The sequence below is a fragment of the Streptomyces sp. GL_141 genome, assembly GCF_057834385.1.
On sequence record NZ_CM174402.1, the window covers coordinates 6,390,528 to 6,407,856 of the forward strand.

Sequence of the window (17,329 nt, forward strand, 5' to 3'; positions counted from 1 at the left end):
CGTGGAGTTCGAGGTCAATGGCGTCCCGTGCGCGGTGGACGTGGACGGTGATCCGGCCGCCGTCGAGGTGGTGCGGGAGCAGTTGGGGCTGACGGGCACCAAGCTGGTCTGCGCCGGCGGGGTGTGCGGGGCGTGCACGATCCAGGTCGACGGTGAGCCGCGGGTGGCGTGTCTGACGCCGGCGGCCCGGCTCGGCGGGCGGCGGGTGACGACGGTGGAGGGGCTGGCCGGTCACCCGGTCGGGCGTGCCTTCGCCGGTGAGGACGCCCTGCAGTGCGGTTACTGCACGCCCGGGTTCGTGGTCGAGGCGGCCGCGTTCTTCGAGCGGTGGCGGGCCGCGCACGGGCGGAGCAGGCCGGGGCGGGAGGAGATCGCGGAGGCGCTGGCGGGGCATCTGTGCCGGTGCGGCGCCTATGAGGGGATCTTCAGCGCCGTGGCGGCGGCCTGTGCGGGGGAGTACGACGGGGAGACGGCGGCAGCCGCTCCGCGCGCCGAGGCTCCGGAGAAGGTCGACGGGTCGGCCCGGTACACCACCGATCAGCGGCCCGAGGGGCTGCTGGAGGGCGTGATCATCCGCTCGCCGCACGCGCACGCGTACGTACGGTCCCTGGAGGCCGGGGACGTGGTGGTGGTGCCGATGCTGCCCCCCGACGGGGTGGTGCGGTACGTCGGGCAGCCCGTGGCGGCGGTCGCGGCGCCGGACCGGGCCTCCGCGCGGGCGGCCGCCGAGCGGGTCGCGGTGGAGTACGAGGTGCTGCCGGCCGCCCTCGACGTGGACCGGGCGCGGGCCGGCGAGGGGCCGCTGGTCTACGAGGACAAGGCGGCGCGGAAGCTGGCGCCCGGGTCGGGTGAGGCTCCGCAGCTGACGCCCGCCCGCTGGCGCGGCAACCAGCGGGGCCCGTCCGCCATGAGCAAGCGGCCCGCCGCGGCCGTGCGCCGGATCATGGAGGCCCGCAAGAACAGCCCCGAGCGGGTGGTCGAGGGCCTGTTCACGACCGCGGCCCAGACCCACACCCCGCTCGAACCGCACGCCTGCCTGGCGGAGTGGGTCGACGGCGCCCTCCACCTGGAGGTGTCCACGCAGTCGGTCAAGCAGGTGGCCGTACTCGCCGCCGAGCGCTTCGGGGTGCCCCTCGACCGGGTGGTCGCCCGGGCCGTCCACGTGGGCGGCGGCTTCGGCTGCAAGATGGGGCTGACCTCCGACGTGGTCGCCGCGGTGGAGCTGGCCCGGCTGCACGGGGCTCCGGTGCGGGTGGTCCTGGACCGGGACGAGGAGCTCATCGACGGCGGGTACCGGCCCGGCACCCGGATCCGGCTGGCGATGGCCGCGGACGCCGCGGGCGAACTCAGCGCGCTGGCCATGGACGTGGACACCGACGGCGGGGTCTCGGTGGGCGGCACCGTCGCCGCGCTGGCCCGGTTCATGTACGGCAAGGCCCCGCGGCGGCTACGGGACTTCGACACCGTCACCCACCGGCCCCCGGGCGCCCCCTTCCGAGGCCCCGGCGGACCCACGATGTGCTGGGCCCTGGAACAGGCCGTCGACGCGATGGCCCACCGGCTCGGCCAGGACCCCATCGCCCTGCGCCGCCGCTGGGACGGCAACCCGAAGCGCCACGCGCTGTACGACCTGGCCGCGGCCCTTCCGGCCTGGGCGGGCGCCCGCGGCGGCACCGGACGCTTCCGCCGGGGCGTCGGCGTCGCGGCGGCCAACTGGCTGTACTTCCTCGACCCCGTCACCGAGGTCGAGCTCACCGTCGAGGACGGGACCGTCGTCGCCCGCTGCGCCGTGCAGGACATGGGCACGGGCTCGCGCACCGTACTGCGCCGGGCCGTCGCCGCGGGACTCGGCGTACCGGAGGAGAGGGTGCGCGCCGAGGTCGGGCACAGCGACGCCGTCCACGGCCCCACCTCCGGCGGCAGCCGCACCACGCCCTCGATCGTGCCCGCCGCCGTGGACGCCGGCGCGCGACTGCGCGAGGCGCTCGGCGCCGGTGACGGCGACGTGGCCTCCCGGTTGGGCCTTGCGCACGGCGTACGGGTCACCGGCCGGCGCACCCGCGACCACCGGGGCTACGTGACCCCGCTCAACCTGACCATGGGCGGCATCGCGATCGGCCGCGGCTTCACCGGATCGGTGCAGGTCGCCGAGGTGGAGGTGGACACCCGGCTCGGCCGGATCCGGCCGCTGCGGGTGTGGAGCGGCATCGCCGCGGGCCGCATCCACGAGGAGCGCCTCGCCCGCAGCCAGTGCGAGGGCGCCGTCGTCCAGGGCGTCGGCTACGCCCTGTTCGAGGAGCGGCGCACCGACCCGGCCACGGGCCGGGTGCTGACCGACAACCTGGAGGACTACCGCATCCCCGGCATCGCGGACACCCCCGAGATCACCGTCCACTTCCATCAGGAGGGCTTCGCCCACGTCCCCGGCGGCGGAGTCGGCCTCGGGGAGATCTCCACCCTGCCCACCGCGGCCGCCCTGGCCAACGCGGTCCACGACGCGACCGGCTGGCGCCCGTACGACATGCCCATCCGCCCCGACCGGCTCCTGGAAGGACTGGCCACGTGAGCACCGAGCCCACCCTCACCGACCTCTCGGCCGCCGTCCTGGCGCGCGGCGGGGAACTGCGCGCCGGCGGCACCGACACCACCGCCCGGCAGCGCTCCGGCATCGCCCCGGGCCCGTTCACCGACCTCGACGGGGCGGGCAGCCTGCGCGGCTGTACGCCGCTGCCCGGCGGCGGGCTGCGGATCGGCGCCCTGACCACGCTCGCCGCGCTGACCACCGATCCGCGGGTGCGCTCCGGCTGGCCCGCCCTGGCCGTGTCGGCCGGGACCGCGGCGACCCCGCAGATCCGCGCCGCAGGAACCCTGGGCGGCAATCTGCTCCAGCGCAACCGCTGCTGGTACTACCGCAATCCGCACTTCAGCTGCCTCCAGAAGGGCGGCTCCGGCTGCCCCGCGCGCGAGGGCGACCACCACTTCGGCGTGGTCAGCGGCGAGGGCCCGTGCGTCGCCCCGCACCCGTCGACCCTCGCGATGGCCCTGCTCACCTACGACGCCGGGGCCGAGGTCCACGGCGAATCACCGCGCACGGTGGCCGAGTTGTACGGGGACGGCGACCGGCTCCACCGGGCCGACCACCTGCTGGCACCGGACCGCATCCTCACCGCGGTCCTGCTGCCGCCGCCCCTGCCCGGCGAACGGGCCGCCTGCCACCGGGCCACCAGCCGGGCCCACGGCGAATGGCCCCTGGTCGAGGCCACCGCCCGGCTCGCGCTCGACGGCGCCACGGTCACGCACGCCGCCGTGGCGGCGGGCGGGGTGGCGCGGGTTCCGCTGCGGCTGCCGGAGGTGGAGGCCGCCCTGATCGGCCGGGAGGCCACCCCCGGGGTCCTCGCGGACGCCGCCGCGACGGTGCTCGCCCGCTGCCGGCCGCTGCCGCAGACCGGCTACAAGGCCACGCTGTTCCGCGACACCGTGCTGGAGGTACTGGAGCGGGCCGCCGCTCCCGCCTCCACCGGTTAGGGCTGCTGGTAGAGCGCCACCAACACGCCGTGAAGGGGCTGGTCTTCCGCGTCCTCCTCGGCCTCGTCGACCAGTTGGGCGAGGGTCTCGCCGAGTTCCCTCGCCTTCGCGGGGCCGAGACGCAGGTGGCGCAGTGTCAGGTGGGTCTCGGCGGGCGAGCGGTCCAGCTCCTGGGCGAACGCGGCGAGCATCGCGGCGGTGCCCGCCGCTCGGGGTTCGGCGACGACCATGCGGCGGGCCGTGCGCTGGTAGAACTGCTCGGTGCCGCCGCGGACCCGGCGGGTCTCGGCGATGTGGACCAGCCCGGCTTCGCGGAGCACCTTGAGGTGGTGGGCCACGGTGCCCTTCTTCGCTTCGAGCTGCGCCGCGAGCTGCCTGACGGAGGCGGGCCGGTGGCCCAGGGCGAAGAGCAACCGCTGACGCAACGGGTGGGCGAGCGCCGCGAACTGCTCGGGCGTACCGATCTCCAGGACGTCCTCGGGAGGTGGCGGACAGGGAGGCTGATCACGCATGACGAAAGTGTCCAAACTCTTTGACGCTTTCGCAAGAGCGGTGCTCTACTCCCTGCCATGACGACTTCAACGAAGCTTCCGCCGGCCCCGGTCATCGACGAGACGGTCCGCCTCCTGACGGAGCACTACGTCTTCCCCGAGATAGCCGAGCAGCTCGCCGGCCTGCTGCAACGACGCCTCGCCGAGGGCGCCTACGCGGTCGACGACGCCGAGGAGCTCGCCCGTCTGGTCACCGAAGACCTGCAGTCGGTCAACGGCGACCGGCACCTTCGGCTGAAGCACCACGCCGACCCGGTGCCCCCGAAGCAGGACGCGGCCACCCTGCAGGCCATGCGCCGGGACTTCGACACCTCGCTCGGCGGTGCGCCCCGGGTGCAGTTGCTCGACGGAGGGGTCGCCGTGGTGGAGCTGGCGCCGATGCTGTTCCCCCTGGAGTGGGCCGCCGAACCGCTGGGAGCCGCGCTCACCCTGGCCTCCCGCGCCCAGGCGCTGATCATCGACCTTCGCGCCAACCGGGGCGGCGACCCGGACACGGTCGCCTTCGTCTGCGGTTACCTGCTCGACGAACGCACCCACCTCAACACCATGCACTGGCGCGGCGGCGAGCGCAGGGAGCAGTCCTGGAGCCTGCCGCACGTTCCCGGCGCGCGCTTCGGCGGCAGCAAGCCGTTGTACGTGCTCTCCAGCGACAGCACCTTCTCCGCCGCCGAAGAGCTGGCCTACAACCTCCAGCAGCTCGGTCGCGCCGTAGTCGTCGGCGAGCGCACCCGCGGCGGCGCACACCCCTGCAAGGGCTGGACGGTGCACCCGCACCTGGAAGTCACCGTCCCCTTCGGCCGCGCCGTCAATCCCGTCTCCGGCACGAACTGGGAGGGCGCCGGTGTCCAGCCGGACGTCCCCTGCGCTGCCGCCGACTCCCTCGACCGCGCGCACGCGCTGGCCCTCGCCCGACTGGCGGGCTGACCCGGTCCAGGTCATCGCCGGCATCGCCGGCACGGCGCGCGGCACCTCCCCCTACCCGCGAGTATTGACTATTAGTCAATTCGGGCCCACGCTCGACGCGAGCCGTCGTGTCGTCTCTGTGTGGGAGGTCGTCCCGTGCGTACAGATGAGGAAATGGGCCGTTTGAGTGGGGAGTTGGGAGGCGCCCGGCCTCCCGCGTCGTTCGCGGAGCTGGACGCCGGGGAGCTCGCGCGGCTCGCCGAGGCGCTCAAGGCGGAGCGGGCGCGCCAGGCCGAAGGCCTGAACCAGGCCGCGGAGGAGGCGCTGGGGCTGGTCCCGGCCCTCGCCCGCGGGGCCGTGCGCAAGGTGCTGTTCCGGTGAGCCGCGCCGAGGTGGAGAAGATCGCCCGCCTGGTGGGCGCGGACGCCGGGGAGCTCGGCTTCCTGCGCGGGCTGCCGGACGGGGACGTACGGGCCTTCCGGGAGCAGGTCAGCGGCGTACTGAACGACGGCGCACCCGAGATGCTCGACCGGATCGCCGCCGCGACCAAGCTGGTGCCGGCCGGCGTGGCCGCCGCCATCTCGCAGAAGGCGCTCGGCCCCCGGCTGGCCGCCGGGGTGGCCGGCCGACTGGAGGCGGGCCGGGCCGCCGCCATCATCGAGAAGCTGCCCGTCTCCTTCACCGCCGAGGCCTGCGGACACCTGGACCCCCGGAAGATCTCCGGGATCGTCGACCGGCTCGACGAGGGGCTCGTCGTGCGCATCGCCACCACCCTCGCCGAGAACCGCGACCACCTCACCATGGGCCGGTTCGTCGGCCACATGCGGGACCAGGTGCTCCGCCGGATCCTGGACCAGGTGGACGACGCGGCGGTGCTGCGCGCCGGCTTCTACGTCGACCTGCCCGAGCGGCTGCCCCGGATCCTGGAGCTCATGGGAGACGACCGCCTCGGCGCGGTCGTACGGGCCGCTGCCGCCGAGGGGCTCTGGGAGGAGGCCCTCGGCGTCGCCGCGATGGTCGGCGGGGACCAGCGGCTGCGGATCGCCGAACTCACCGCCCGCCTCGGCGCGGCCGAACTCGACTCGCTCGTACGGGTCACGCACGCCGAGGGGCTGTGGGAGTCCCTGCTCCCGCTCGTGGCGCTGCTCGGCGAGGAGGACCGGCTCGCGGTGGCCCGGCTGGATTCCCTGCGGGACCCGCTCGTGCTGGCCGGGGTGGTACGGGCCGTCGTGGCGACCGCGCTGTGGGGCGCCTTCCTGCCGCTGGTCGGCGTACTGCCCGAGGAGGCGCGCAAGGTGGTGGCCGATGCCGCCGCCGGGCTGGGCGAGGAGGAGCTCGAAGGGCTCGTGCGCGAGGTCGACAAGCAGGACCTGTGGGAGCTGGTGCTGCCGCTCGTCGAGCTGATGGAGGAGGCGGGGAAGGAGCGGATCTTCGCCCTACCGGCCTTCCAGGAGCAGGAGCAGGAGCAGGAGCAGGAGTAGGAGAGCGGAGGGGGAGGGGGAGGGGGGACGGGCGTGGTCGCCCCGGTCCTCCTCCCGGTCAGCGCTCGGCGGCCAGGGGGCGGGGGAGCGAGGGGACTGCCCGCGGTGCGGTGCGGCCGTCCCGTCAACAGGTGACCCCGGGCTCTCGTGCCTCTGCGTCAACCCCCGGGCCTTCTGGTAACAGTGGGTCACATGCTCCCCTCCCACATGATGTTGAGCTGCCTGCTGGGCGCCGCGCTGCTCGCCCCCGTCCCCCTCGGGGCCGCCGACGGCCGCCCCGCCGACGGCCGCACCGTCGACTACCGCGGGCTGCGCCTCACCGTCCCCGCCGACTGGCGGGTCGTCGACCTCGACCACAACCCCGACGCCTGCCTGCGCCTCGACCTGCCCACCCTCTACCTCGGGCACGCCGGAGCCCAGGGCGAATGCGGAGCCGCCCGCGCCGCGGCCCCCCGCGCCGACACCCTGCACCTGGAGCCGCTCGACGGGGCCCCGCCGCGCGCCGACATCCCCACCGTCGGAGGAGACGAGGGCGACCCCCTGCCCAAGGTCCGGGGCGACAGCAACGAGATCCGCTACGCCCTGCGCCGCGCCGGGGTGATGGCCACCGTCTCCTACGGATCCACCCCCGAGGCCGTCCGCGCGGTCCTCACCCGGGCCCGCGCCCTCACACCCCCGGCCGCCCCCGGCCCGGTCCCCGTCGATCCGGTCGGCGTGGTCGGCGGGGGTCCCCGTACCACCGTCCAGACGCCCTTCACCGGCGAGGGCTTCGACGCCTGCACGGCCCCCACCCAGCGCACCATGAACGCCTGGCGCACCGACTCGCCCTTCGGCGCCGTCGGCGTCTACATCGGCGGCCGCGCCCGCGCCTGCGCCCAACCGCAGCTCACCGCCGGCTGGGTGAGCCGGCAGGCCGAGGCGGGCTGGCACCTCATGCCGATCTGGGTGGGACCCCAGCCCTGGAACAGCTCCTCGACGGGGCTCTCCACCGACCCCTCCGAGGCCAACGACCAGGGCCGGGCCGAAGCCGAGGGCGCGGCCCACGCGGCCGCGGCGCTGGGCATGGCCGAGGGCACGGTCCTCTACAACGACCTGGAGAACTACACGGACCGGGCCACCTGGGACGCCCCGGTCGTCGCCTACCTCACGGCCTGGACGGCCCGGCTGCACGAACTGGGCTACGGGGCCGCCGCCTACGTCGCGGCGAGCTCCGGGGCCAAGGCACTGAGCGCCCACTACGCCCAGGCCCCGGACGTCATGCCCGACGTGCTGTGGGTGGCCCGCTGGAACGGCGCGGCCTCGGTCACCGACGCCGATCTGGGCCTGCCCGCCGGGACCGGCCAGTGGACGGGCGGCCGCCGCGCGCACCAGTTCCGGGGCGACCACGACGCCACGTACGGGGACGTGACGCTCAACATCGACCGGAGCTGGCTGGAGGTGGGCGCCCAGACCCCGGGCAAGACCCCGAAGGTCCCGGGCAAGACCCCGAAGGTCCCGGGCAAGGCCCAGAAGGCTCCCACCAAGTCCCCGTCCAAGGTCCCGGCGAACTCCGCGGCCAAGTCTCCGGCCAAGGTCCCGGTCAGCTCCCCGGCCAAGGCACCCGCCAAGACGCCCGCGAAGGCGCCGGCCGTCATCCCGGCGAAGACCCCGGCCAGGGTCTAGCTCCGCTCAGCCCGCCGCAGGCTCCTCGCGGGCCGGCTCGTCGTCATTGCCCCGGCGCAGGGTGCGCAGTCCGTGCTCCGGGGTCCACGAGCGGACCACCAGGTCGTCGCCCTCGACCCCGACGTGGACCACCTCGGTCAGCTCGGCGCGGAACAGGTCGAAGGGGTGCGGGGTGTCGTTCTCCTCGGCCTCCTCCGCGTACCGGTGGAGCTCGGGCTGTTCCACGATCTCCACCGCGCGCCCGGCGATCCGCACGTCCCCGTCGGGCATGGTCTCGCCCGCGCCCGGGTTGGTGTGCAGGGCGAAGCGGGGATCGCGCCGCAGGTCCTTCCCCTTCATCGAACCCGGCATCATGCCCAGCCACAGCTCGCCGCCGCGGATCTCGACGTTCAGTCCGGTCGCGCGCGGGGAGCCGTCCTTGCGCAGGGTCGCCAGGACGTGGTGCGGGAACTGAGCGAAGCGGGCCTGGACGGCCGCCGCGAATTCCGGTTCCGCCTTTTCGAATACGGCCCAGTTGTTCGTCGTCATTCCTCCATCAAAGCGCGAGGTACGCACACCCGCCGCTCAGGCGCGCACGATTCCCGCCGCCCGGGCCGCCGCCAGCCACGCCGGGAACTCCCCGACCAGCCGGTCGTACAGCTCCGCGTCCGCGACGGTCCGCGGGTCGGGGCCGGCGTGGAAGTAGCCCGCGTTGTCCACCACCCGCTTCTGCGGGACGGGCAGTTCGTCCAGCCGACGCAGGAAGTCGAACTGCGAGCTGCGTGTGTTCCCGAAGCCGACGAACTGCCAGAAGAGCGGCAGCCGGGCCGCCTTGCACAGGTACTTCTCGGCGGCGAGCTTGTTGATGGGACCGCCGTCCGTCTGGAAGACCACGAGCGCGGGGACGGTGGACCCCGAGTCCAGGTAGTGGTCGATCACCGCGTCCATCGCCGCGTGGTAGGCCGTCTTGCCCATGTGGCCGAGGCCGGCGGCGATCGCGGTGACCCGGCCCTCGTGGCCGGCCAGGGAGATCTCCTCGACCGCGTCGACCTCGGTGGAGAAGAACACGACCGGCACGCGGGCGTCGTCGTCCAGGTGCGCGGAGAGCCCCAGCACCCGGTCGGCGAGGGCTTGCACACTGCCGTCGTCGTAGTACGGGCGCATCGAGCCGGAGTAGTCGAGGACCAGGTAGACGGCCGCCCGGCCGCCCTCCAGGCCGTGGGTGCGGAGCGAGGTCCCGGCGCTCTTGTACAGGCTCACCAGCGCCGGGGCGGTCTCTTCGATCTTCCGGAGGTCTATCGCGCTGCCCGTCATGGGGCCGAGCGTACGACAGCCCGCGGCCCCTACGCCCCCGGTCGCCGACGTGTCACCCGGCCGGGAGGAACCCCAGCCGGGCCGCCAGCCGTTCACGGTGTGCGGCGGGGGAGCCGAAGAGCAGGGCCGAGCCGTGGGCCCGCTTGAAGTACTCGTGCGCCTCGTGCTCCCAGGTGATGCCGATGCCGCCGTGCAGCTGGATCATCTCGCCCGCCACGTACGCGTAGGCCTCCGAGCAGGCCGACTTGGCGGCGGCCGCCAGGTCCGGGGCCGCGTCGGCGGCGGCCGCCGCGAGGGCGAGGGAGCGGGCTCCCTCCACCGCGGTGTGCAGGTCGGCGAGCCGGTGCTTGACCGCCTGGAAGGACCCGATGGGCCGCCCGAACTGCACCCGCTCCTTCGCGTACCGGACCGTCGCCTCCAGCGCCCGCGCCGCCGCGCCCGCCTGCTCGGCGGCGAGCGCCGTGCAGGCCAGGTCCCGGACCCGGGCGAGGACCCCGGCGCCGTCGGCCGAGAGCAGCCGGGCCGGGGTCCGGTCCAGGGTCAGTTCCGCGAGGGGCCGGGTGCGGTCCATGGTGGACCGTACGGTGAAGGCCGTCGGCGCGGCGAGGAGTTCGAACAGCCCGAGCGGGCCATGGCCCCGGCCGGGCTCGGTACCGGGTCCGCGGGCTGCGCCCGGGGCCGGGGCCATCCTGGCGAAGGCCAGCAGCAGGGACGGCTCCGCCTGGCCGGCCAGGACGTACCGCTTGGTGCCCGTGAGCACCCAGTTGGGGCCCGTCGGCTCGGCCCGGGCCGTGAGCTCGTGGGCCTCCCAGCTCCCACGAGGGCCGCCGGCCCCGGCTCCCGGGCCGGACCCGCCGGTCGCGTGCGAGCCCGCGCCGGCCTTCCGGGGCGCCGGTCCGTCGCCCGGATCCTCCGCCCAGGCCAGGGCGCCCACGACCGTGCCCTCCGCCAGCTGCGGCAGGTGCTTCGCGCAGGCCGCCCGGTCCCCGGACGCGAGCAGCGCCCCCACCGTCAGCACCGCCGAACCCAGGTACGGTACGGGGCTCAGCGCGCGCCCCAGTTCCGCCATGACCACCCCGACTTCGGCCGGCCCGCAGCCCAGCCCGCCGTACTCCTCGGGGACCGCCAGCGCGGCCGCGCCGATCTGCGCCGTCAGCGGAGCCCAGGCCGTGTGGCCGGGGTGGCGGGCCAGGACCGCCCGTACCGCGTCCCGGAGTTCCTCCTGCTCGCGCGTCAGCTCCAGCGGCCTCACGCCGTCTCCCCTCGCGCCGTGCGGCGCAGCTCCGTCTTCAGCAGCTTGCCGCCCGCGTTGCGCGGGAGCTCTTCCAGCCGGGTGAACCGCCGCGGCACCTTGAAGTTGGCCAGCCGTTCGCGGGTCCAGGCGGTCAGCTCCTCGGAGGTGACCGGCCCGGTGGTGACGACGTAGGCCACCCCGACCTCGCCGAGCCGCTCGTCGGGGGCGCCGACGACCGCCGCGTCGGTGATGGCGGGGTGGGTCAGCAGCACGTTCTCCACCTCCGCCGGGTAGGCGTTGAAGCCGCCGACCACGTACATGTCCTTCAGCCGGTCGGTGATGGCGAGGTAGCCCCGCTCGTCGAGCACGCCGATGTCCCCGGTGCGCAGCCAGCCGCCGGGCAGGACGGCTTCGGCGGTGCTCGCCGGGTCGTCCAGGTAGCCGGGGGTGACGTGGTAGCCGCGGACCTGCACCTCGCCCGGCTCCCCGGCGGGCAGCGGCGCGCCGAGCGGGTCGGTGATCCGTACCTCGGTGTCCGGCAGCGGGAGGCCCACCGTGTGGGCGAGGGTCCGGGCGTCGGCGTCGGTGGGGCAGACGGACACGACCCCGCCGGACTCGGTGAGCCCGTACGCGGTGAACACGTCGGGCGCCCCCAGTTCGGTGCGGATCTCCTCGACGAGGGAGGTGGGCACCGAGGCGGCTCCGGTGCCGGCCAGCCGCAGCGCGGACAGGTCGTGCGCGGCCCGCGCGGGGTGGCGGATCAGGCCGTGGAAGACGGTCGGCGGGCCCATCAGGCAGGTGACCCGCTCGGCGGCCATGCGATGCAGGATGCGGTCGGTGTCGTAGACCGCCTCGGGGAGCATGGTGACCCCGCGCAGCAGGCAGGCGAGCACCCCGGCCTTGTAGCCGAAGGTGTGGAAGAAGGGGTTGACCAGCAGGTACCGGTCGCCGGGGCGCAGGGTGACGAGGCCGGACCAGGAGGCGTAGAGCCGGACGGTCTGGCCGTGGGTGGTCATGACGCCCTTGGAGCGGCCGGTGGTGCCGGAGGTGTAGAGGATGTCGCTGAGGTCCTCGGGGCGTACGGCGGCCGCGCGCGCGGCGCGCTCCGCGTCGGGGACCTCCTCGCCGGCGCGCAGGTACGCCTCCCAGGAGACACCCGCACCGTCGTCGCCTGCTCCGTGCCCCTCGTGCCCCTCGTGCCCCTCGCGTCCGTCGCGCAGGATCACGGTCGAGGCGAGCGCCCCGAGGTCCTCGCCGGAGGCGTGCAGGTCGCGGGCGTAGTCGGTGCCGAGGAACCCGCGCTCGGTGAACAGGACGCGCGAGCCGCTGCGCCGGATGATGTCGGCGGCCTCGGCGGGCTTGTAGCGGGTGTTGACCGGTACGAGGACCGCTCCGGCGCCGACCGCACCGAGGGCGGCGGTGATCCACCGGCGGCTGTTCGGGGCCCAGATCGCGACCCGGTCGCCGGGGCGGATGCCGTGGGCGATGGCGGCGCGGGCGGCGGCGGAGATCTCGGCGGCGAGGCGGGCGAAGGTCCAGCGGACCTCTCCGTCGGCGAGCGCCTCGCGCTCCCCGTACGCGGCGGCGGCGTACTCGGGGAGCCGGGCGAGCGTGGCGGGCGGCTGCGATTGCGGCTGCGGCTGCAACGGGGGCTGGGGCTGTGGCTGGGGCTGAGGCGGGGGTGGTGGCATCGGACCCTCCCTACTTGACGAGCGAGCGTGGGCGGTATCCAATCACAGGTGTTTCGGTTAGGCATATACCTAGTAGAAATAATCAGGGAGGTTCTCATGAGGGAGGAAGCCATGTCCGACATGAAGTCGGTCCTGTCCAGCTTCTGCACCGGCGTCGCCGTCATCACGGCACGCGGAGCCGACGGCCGTCCCGTCGGGATGGCCGTCCAGTCCTTCTCGTCCGTGTCCCTGGAGCCGCCGCTGGTCTGCTTCTGCCCGGCGCGCACGTCCACCACCTGGCCCCGGATCCAGGCCGCGGGGGCCTTCGCCGTCAACATCCTCGCCGCCGACCAGCAGGAGCTGTGCCGCCGGTTCGCCGTCACCGGGGGCGACAAGTTCGCCGGGGTCTCCTGGCGGGCCGGCGGCAACGGCGCGCCCCTGCTGGACGGGGTCCTCGCCACCGTCGAGTGCGATCTGGAGGCCGTCCTGGACGGCGGCGACCACGCCATCGCGCTGGGCCGGGTCACCGCCCTGACGGCGCACCGCGAAGGCGCGCCGCTGCTCTACTTCCGGCGCACCTACGGACGCTTGCCGGGCTTGCCGGGCTTGCCCGAATCCGAATCCGGGGCGGGGCCCGGGGCGCGCCCGCTCTCCAGTGCCGCGATGTCGTCGAGCATGGCGGCGGCGAGGTCGCGCTCGGAGGCGTAGTACCGCTCCGCCCACTTGAGGGTGAGCGTCGGGTACGCCCACGAGGCCTCTTCCCGGGCCCCGTCCGCGTCGGCCACCGCGCGCCGCCGCATCTTCTCCGCGAACTCCTGGTGCTGTACGAGGACTTCGCGCATCTGCTCCGGCTCCAGCAGGTGGCCGAGCCACAGCCGCAGCATCGGCCCGTGCTTGAGCACCGGCGGGTCGACGGGCGCCTCGCGCGCCCAGCGCCGTACGGCCGTCATGCCCTCGTCCGTGATCCGGTACACCCGCTTGTCGCGGCTGCCGGTCTCCTGGGCGACCATCCGCGAAGAGGCGTAGCCGGCCTTCTCCAGCCGCTTGAGCTCGCTGTAGATCTGGCTGAAGGACGGGCTCCAGTAGAAGAAGCGCAGCGACCAGTCCGACCACTTCTTCAGGTCGTAACCGGAGAGCTCCTCTCCGAAGGAGAGCAGCCCGAGCACCGCCCAGCTGGTCGCGGGGAGCGTGCGTCCGTTCGTCTCTTCTACCGCCTCGTTGGTCACGCAGCGCAGTCTACGACCGGTCTTCGCGGCGGCCCTTCCCCCGTCTCGATATGACTGCTAGAAGTATTCCTATTCGAAATACATCACCGACGTGCCGTGCACAGCGCACGGCTGGGAGGCACCCCGTGAAGTTCTCGATGATCTTCGAGGCGCAGCTCGTCGACCCGACGCCCGAACGCGAGCGCCAGGTCATCCACGACTGCGTCGAACAGGCCGTGTTCGCCGAGGAGATGGGCTTCGACCGGATCTGGGCCGTGGAACACCACGCCCTCACCCAGTACGCCCACATGAGCGCCTCCGAGATCTTCCTGACCTGGGTCGCCGCCCGGACCGAGAAGATCCGCATTGGCCACGGCGTCGTCACCATGCCCTTCGGCTACCAGCACCCCGTGCGCGTGGCCGAACGCGCCGCCATGCTCGACGTGCTCTCCGGCGGCCGCGTGGACATCGGCGCCGGCCGCGGCGCCACCCGCCAGGAGATGTCCATGTACGGGGTCCGCCCCGAGGACACCTACCCGCAGATGGAGGAAGCGCTGCGGATCTTCTCCTCCGCCTGGCGCGAGGAGAAGTTCGAGTGGCACGGCTCCATCGACATCGGCCCCGGCGCGATCCTGCCCCGGCCGGTCCAGGACCCGCACCCGCCGCTCTTCATGGCCTGCTCCAAGCACGACACCCTCAAGCTCGCCGCCGAACTGGGCATCGGAGCCCTCGTGATGGGCTTCGCCGGCGCCGACGACGTCCGCACCATGCGCAAGGTCTACGACGAGGCCATCGCCACCCGCAGCGGCGACCGCTTCGTCTCCACCGAGGTCAACGACCACCTCTCCGCGCTCTGCCCCACCATCGTCCTCGACGACGCCGAGCGCGCGCTGCGCCTGGGCACCCGCGGCCAGCGCTTCTTCGCCGAGTCCATCGCCCACTGGTACGGCAACGCCCCCGAGCCGACCGGCTACTCCGAGGAGGAGACCGCCGAGGAGCACGTGGCCGCGCTGGACCGGGGCCGCGAGGAACTGGTCGCCAAGCTCCACGAGGCGAACATCCCCGCCCGCCCCATAGACACCGGCACCTACAACGCCGAGCATGCCTACGGCAACGCCCAGACGGCCATCGCCTACGTCGAGCAGCTCCGCGAGATCGGCGTCGACGAGGTCATGTGCCTGATCCAGATGGGCACCGTCCCGCAGGAGGCCTGCATGGAGACCATCCGCCAGTGGGGCGAGAGCGTCATCCCGCACTTCCGCGCCCTGGAGGGCTGAGCCGTGACCGTCTCGCTCGACGGCAAGGTCGTCGTCATCACCGGCGCCGGACGCGGCCAGGGCGCGGCCGAGGCCCGGCTGTGCGCCGAGGCCGGCGCGCGGGTCGTGGTCACCGACATCCGGGAGGAGGAGGGCCGCGCGGTCGCCGCCTCCCTCGGCGACCAGGGACTCTACGTACGCCACGACGTGGCCGACGCCGACAGCTGGGCGGAGGTGGTCCGCGAGGCCGTACGCGCCTTCGGCACGGTCTCCGCCCTGGTCAACAACGCCGCCCTGTGGCGCACGGCCCACGTCGAGCGCCAGGGCCTGGAGGACTTCGAAGCCCTCCTGCGGGTCAACCTGCTCGGGCCGTTCCTCGGCATCCAGGCGGTGGCCCCGGTGCTGCGCGCCGCCGGCGGCGGCTCGATCGTCAACGTCTCCTCCACCGCCGGACTGGTCGGCATCCCGGGCCACGCGGCGTACGGCTCCAGCAAGTTCGCCCTGCGCGGGCTCACGAAGTCGGCCGCGCTGGACCTGGCGGGGGACCGGATCAGGATCAACTCCGTGCATCCGGGGGCGATCGACACCCCGATGGTCAGCGAGGCCGTCGCGGGGCGGGACTGGTCGCACCTGCCGCTGGGACGGATCGGGCGGCCCGAGGAGGTCGGGGAGCTGGTCCTCTTCCTCTGCTCGGAGGGGTCCTCGTACATCACGGGCGCGGAGTTCACGGTCGACGGAGGGATGACGGCGCGATGAGCGGCACCGATCGGCTGTCCCCGGCGGCCCGCCGGCTGTGCGACGCGATGGCGGCCTTCTTCCCCGGCCCGGGCGATGCGCAGGCCCTGCGGGCGGCCGCGTCCGCCTCCCGGGGCGGCGGCGCGGAGGTGGCCTCCGTACGGGACGCGGACGCGGACGGCGTCCCCGTCCGGATCTACGACCCGGCGCCGGGGGCCGTGGGCCGCCCCCTGACGGTGTTCTTCCACGGCGGGGGCTGGGTGATGTGCGGCCTGGACACCCACGACGCGCTGTGCCGGGCGCTGGCCGTGGCCTCGGGCGCGGTGGTGGTCTCCGCGGACTACCGCCTCGCGCCCGAACACCCCTGGCCGGCCGCGCCCGACGACGCGCTGACCGTGCTGCTGTGGGCCCGGGCACGGGCGGCCGGACTGGGCTGCGACCCCGCGCGGCTGGTCGTCGCCGGGGACTCCAGCGGAGGCAACCTCGCGGCCGTGACCGCCCTGCGGGCCCCCGAACTGGTCGCCGGCCAACTCCTCTTCTACCCGCCGCTGGACGCCTCGATGAAGCAGCCCTCGGTGGCCGAGTTCGCGGAGGGGTACTTCCACACGGCCGCGCACATGGCCTGGTACTGGGAGCAGTACGGCGGCGACCCCGACCACCCGCACGTCTCCCCGCTGCGGGCCCCCGACCTCTCGGGGCTGCCGGGTACGCTGCTGGTCCTGGCCGACTGCGACGTCCTGCGGGACGAGGGCCTGGCCTACGGGCGCAGGCTGGGCGAAGCGGGCGTGGACTGCGGGGTCCACCTGGTCCCCGGGGTGTTCCACGGCTTCCTCGGGCTGCCGCTGCCCGCGGCCGCGTCGGCGATCGGGGCGGCGGGGGCGTGGGTGGCGGCGACGGCCGGGCTCGCGCAGGAGTAAGGGGGCTGGGCGGCCGGATTCGAACCGGCGTCCTCCTCCATGTCGTGTAGGCGCACTGCCTCTGTGCTACGACCCATCCCTTGCTCCGGATCCTAGACGCGCCCCCGCCGGACGCGCACACGAATATCCCCGGCATGATGTGCGCATGTCGATATCGGTCCCGGGGGCCCTGGCGCGCAACTCCCTCGCCCTCGCAGCGGAGTTCGCCGCCGCCCTGCTGATGCGCGGCTCCCAGCCGCACTGGCTGCCGGTCATGCTCGGCCTGGTCGCCCTCGTGTCCGGACTGCCGCACGGCACCGACGCCGGCTTCGTCCACCGGATCGTGCTCGCGCTCGGAGCGGTGGCCATCGCCCTGTCCGCGGCCCGCGCCCTGGACGCCGCCGACCCGCTCCTCTGGCAGATCCTGACCGGCGGCCTGGTCCTGACCCAGACGATCTCCCTGACCCGCCTCTCGCGCACCTGAAAAGCGCTGGTCGGGGCCGTTGTTACCGGCCTACTCTGCGCCCATGTCCCCTACGACGACCCTGTGGCGCCCGACGGGCCCGGTGGAGCTGGACCTGGTCCGCGCGCTCGACTGGCGGGCCTGGCCGCCACGACTGCCGGAGCAGCCGATCTTCTACCCCGTCCTGAACGAGGACTACGCGGTCCGCATCGCCAGTGACTGGAACGTCAAGCACAGCGGCTCCGGCTACGTGACGCGGTTCGAGGTGGATTCGGCGTTCCTGGAGCGGTATCCGGTCCGGCAGGCCGGCGGGGAGACGATCCTGGAGCTGTGGGTTCCGGCGGAGGAGCTGGACGAGTTCAACGCGCACATCGTGGGGCGGATCGAAGTGGTGCGCGAGTTCCACGCGTGAGCGGGGCGGGAGGGAGGGGCTTGTCCCCTACCCGCCCTTCCAC

General features: G+C 74.1%; 17 protein-coding genes and 1 pseudogene. 12 read left to right on the top strand and 6 right to left on the bottom strand.

Annotation, left to right across the window (positions count from 1 at the left end; genetic code table 11):
* The first annotated feature begins 1 nt into the window (after nt 1).
* Complete coding sequence (locus tag AC3IX6_RS28345) at nt 2-2,566, top strand: molybdopterin-dependent oxidoreductase (RefSeq protein ID WP_489365770.1); 2,565 nt, start codon at nt 2-4, stop codon at nt 2,564-2,566.
* Nucleotides 2,563-3,525: an FAD binding domain-containing protein gene (locus AC3IX6_RS28350; protein WP_489365771.1), complete on the top strand. Its 963-nt coding sequence runs from the start codon at nt 2,563-2,565 to the stop codon at nt 3,523-3,525. The genes AC3IX6_RS28345 and AC3IX6_RS28350 overlap by 4 nt, the downstream gene beginning before the upstream one ends.
* Here the strand turns inward: AC3IX6_RS28350 and AC3IX6_RS28355 are convergent.
* On the bottom strand, nt 3,522-4,037 hold the full coding sequence (locus AC3IX6_RS28355) for an ArsR/SmtB family transcription factor (protein ID WP_489365773.1): 516 nt from the start codon (nt 4,035-4,037) through the stop codon (nt 3,522-3,524). The genes AC3IX6_RS28350 and AC3IX6_RS28355 overlap by 4 nt on opposite strands.
* Before the next feature lie 57 nt (nt 4,038-4,094).
* On the opposite strand from AC3IX6_RS28355, the gene AC3IX6_RS28360 reads away from it, so the two are divergent.
* The 4 genes from AC3IX6_RS28360 (at nt 4,095) to AC3IX6_RS28375 (ending at nt 8,122) form a co-directional block, all read left to right on the top strand.
* Complete coding sequence (locus AC3IX6_RS28360) at nt 4,095-5,000, top strand: S41 family peptidase (RefSeq protein WP_489365775.1); 906 nt, start codon at nt 4,095-4,097, stop codon at nt 4,998-5,000.
* A gap of 153 nt (nt 5,001-5,153) precedes the next feature.
* Nucleotides 5,154-5,360 (top strand): hypothetical protein, encoded by a 207-nt coding sequence (locus AC3IX6_RS28365; RefSeq protein ID WP_489365777.1) that lies wholly within the window; start codon nt 5,154-5,156, stop codon nt 5,358-5,360.
* Nucleotides 5,357-6,460 (top strand): hypothetical protein, encoded by a 1,104-nt coding sequence (locus AC3IX6_RS28370; RefSeq protein ID WP_489365779.1) that lies wholly within the window; start codon nt 5,357-5,359, stop codon nt 6,458-6,460. The genes AC3IX6_RS28365 and AC3IX6_RS28370 overlap by 4 nt, the downstream gene beginning before the upstream one ends.
* A gap of 192 nt (nt 6,461-6,652) precedes the next feature.
* On the top strand, nt 6,653-8,122 hold the full coding sequence (locus tag AC3IX6_RS28375) for a DUF1906 domain-containing protein (protein ID WP_489365781.1): 1,470 nt from the start codon (nt 6,653-6,655) through the stop codon (nt 8,120-8,122).
* Between the two features lie 6 nt (nt 8,123-8,128).
* Here AC3IX6_RS28375 and AC3IX6_RS28380 read toward each other — a convergent pair whose 3' ends face one another.
* Genes AC3IX6_RS28380 through AC3IX6_RS28395 form a run of 4 tightly spaced genes read right to left on the bottom strand, consistent with a single transcriptional unit; the run spans nt 8,129 to nt 12,340 of the window.
* Nucleotides 8,129-8,650: a pyridoxamine 5'-phosphate oxidase family protein gene (locus AC3IX6_RS28380; protein ID WP_489365783.1), complete on the bottom strand. Its 522-nt coding sequence runs from the start codon at nt 8,648-8,650 to the stop codon at nt 8,129-8,131.
* Between the two features lie 36 nt (nt 8,651-8,686).
* The gene (locus AC3IX6_RS28385) at nt 8,687-9,415 is read right to left on the bottom strand and encodes a VWA domain-containing protein (protein ID WP_489365785.1); all 729 of its coding nucleotides are present in this window, start codon (nt 9,413-9,415) and stop codon (nt 8,687-8,689) included.
* A gap of 52 nt (nt 9,416-9,467) precedes the next feature.
* Nucleotides 9,468-10,667 (bottom strand): acyl-CoA dehydrogenase family protein, encoded by a 1,200-nt coding sequence (locus tag AC3IX6_RS28390; protein ID WP_489365787.1) that lies wholly within the window; start codon nt 10,665-10,667, stop codon nt 9,468-9,470.
* Entirely contained in the window at nt 10,664-12,340 is a 1,677-nt protein-coding gene (locus AC3IX6_RS28395) for a FadD3 family acyl-CoA ligase (RefSeq protein WP_489365789.1), read from the bottom strand. Before AC3IX6_RS28395 ends, AC3IX6_RS28390 begins: the two co-directional genes overlap by 4 nt.
* A gap of 120 nt (nt 12,341-12,460) precedes the next feature.
* On the opposite strand from AC3IX6_RS28395, the pseudogene AC3IX6_RS28400 reads away from it, so the two are divergent.
* A pseudogene (locus AC3IX6_RS28400) lies at nt 12,461-12,850 on the top strand (flavin reductase family protein); the annotation flags it as partial.
* 47 nt (nt 12,851-12,897) lie between these two features.
* Here AC3IX6_RS28400 and AC3IX6_RS28405 read toward each other — a convergent pair.
* A complete protein-coding gene (locus AC3IX6_RS28405) occupies nt 12,898-13,554 on the bottom strand; it encodes a helix-turn-helix transcriptional regulator (RefSeq protein ID WP_489371586.1) in 657 nt (218 codons plus the stop codon).
* 116 nt (nt 13,555-13,670) lie between these two features.
* Between AC3IX6_RS28405 and AC3IX6_RS28410 the strand changes: the two genes are divergently transcribed.
* From AC3IX6_RS28410 to AC3IX6_RS28430, 5 genes are all read left to right on the top strand, one after another.
* On the top strand, nt 13,671-14,801 hold the full coding sequence (locus AC3IX6_RS28410) for an LLM class flavin-dependent oxidoreductase (protein WP_489365791.1): 1,131 nt from the start codon (nt 13,671-13,673) through the stop codon (nt 14,799-14,801).
* A gap of 3 nt (nt 14,802-14,804) precedes the next feature.
* Complete coding sequence (locus AC3IX6_RS28415; protein WP_489365793.1) at nt 14,805-15,536, top strand: SDR family NAD(P)-dependent oxidoreductase; 732 nt, start codon at nt 14,805-14,807, stop codon at nt 15,534-15,536.
* On the top strand, nt 15,533-16,432 hold the full coding sequence (locus tag AC3IX6_RS28420; RefSeq protein ID WP_489365795.1) for an alpha/beta hydrolase: 900 nt from the start codon (nt 15,533-15,535) through the stop codon (nt 16,430-16,432). The genes AC3IX6_RS28415 and AC3IX6_RS28420 overlap by 4 nt, the downstream gene beginning before the upstream one ends.
* 145 nt (nt 16,433-16,577) lie before the next feature.
* Nucleotides 16,578-16,895, top strand: a complete 318-nt coding sequence (locus tag AC3IX6_RS28425) for a hypothetical protein (protein WP_489365797.1) — start codon at nt 16,578-16,580, stop codon at nt 16,893-16,895.
* 43 nt (nt 16,896-16,938) lie between these two features.
* Nucleotides 16,939-17,286: a hypothetical protein gene (locus tag AC3IX6_RS28430; protein WP_489365799.1), complete on the top strand. Its 348-nt coding sequence runs from the start codon at nt 16,939-16,941 to the stop codon at nt 17,284-17,286.
* Nucleotides 17,287-17,329: the final 43 nt, after the last annotated feature.

What these genes read in the sequence shown, in the direction of transcription:
- AC3IX6_RS28355 (WP_489365773.1), bottom strand. Translation starts at nt 4,037, where the DNA reads ATGCGTGATCAGCCTCCCTGTCCGCCACCTCCCGAGGACGTCCTGGAG.
- AC3IX6_RS28360 (WP_489365775.1), top strand. Translation starts at nt 4,095, where the DNA reads ATGACGACTTCAACGAAGCTTCCGCCGGCCCCGGTCATCGACGAGACG.
- AC3IX6_RS28365 (WP_489365777.1), top strand. Translation starts at nt 5,154, where the DNA reads ATGGGCCGTTTGAGTGGGGAGTTGGGAGGCGCCCGGCCTCCCGCGTCG.
- AC3IX6_RS28375 (WP_489365781.1), top strand. Translation starts at nt 6,653, where the DNA reads ATGCTCCCCTCCCACATGATGTTGAGCTGCCTGCTGGGCGCCGCGCTG.
- AC3IX6_RS28380 (WP_489365783.1), bottom strand. Translation starts at nt 8,650, where the DNA reads ATGACGACGAACAACTGGGCCGTATTCGAAAAGGCGGAACCGGAATTC.
- AC3IX6_RS28385 (WP_489365785.1), bottom strand. Translation starts at nt 9,415, where the DNA reads ATGACGGGCAGCGCGATAGACCTCCGGAAGATCGAAGAGACCGCCCCG.
- AC3IX6_RS28395 (WP_489365789.1), bottom strand. Translation starts at nt 12,340, where the DNA reads ATGCCACCACCCCCGCCTCAGCCCCAGCCACAGCCCCAGCCCCCGTTG.
- AC3IX6_RS28420 (WP_489365795.1), top strand. Translation starts at nt 15,533, where the DNA reads ATGAGCGGCACCGATCGGCTGTCCCCGGCGGCCCGCCGGCTGTGCGAC.
- AC3IX6_RS28425 (WP_489365797.1), top strand. Translation starts at nt 16,578, where the DNA reads ATGTCGATATCGGTCCCGGGGGCCCTGGCGCGCAACTCCCTCGCCCTC.
- AC3IX6_RS28430 (WP_489365799.1), top strand. Translation starts at nt 16,939, where the DNA reads ATGTCCCCTACGACGACCCTGTGGCGCCCGACGGGCCCGGTGGAGCTG.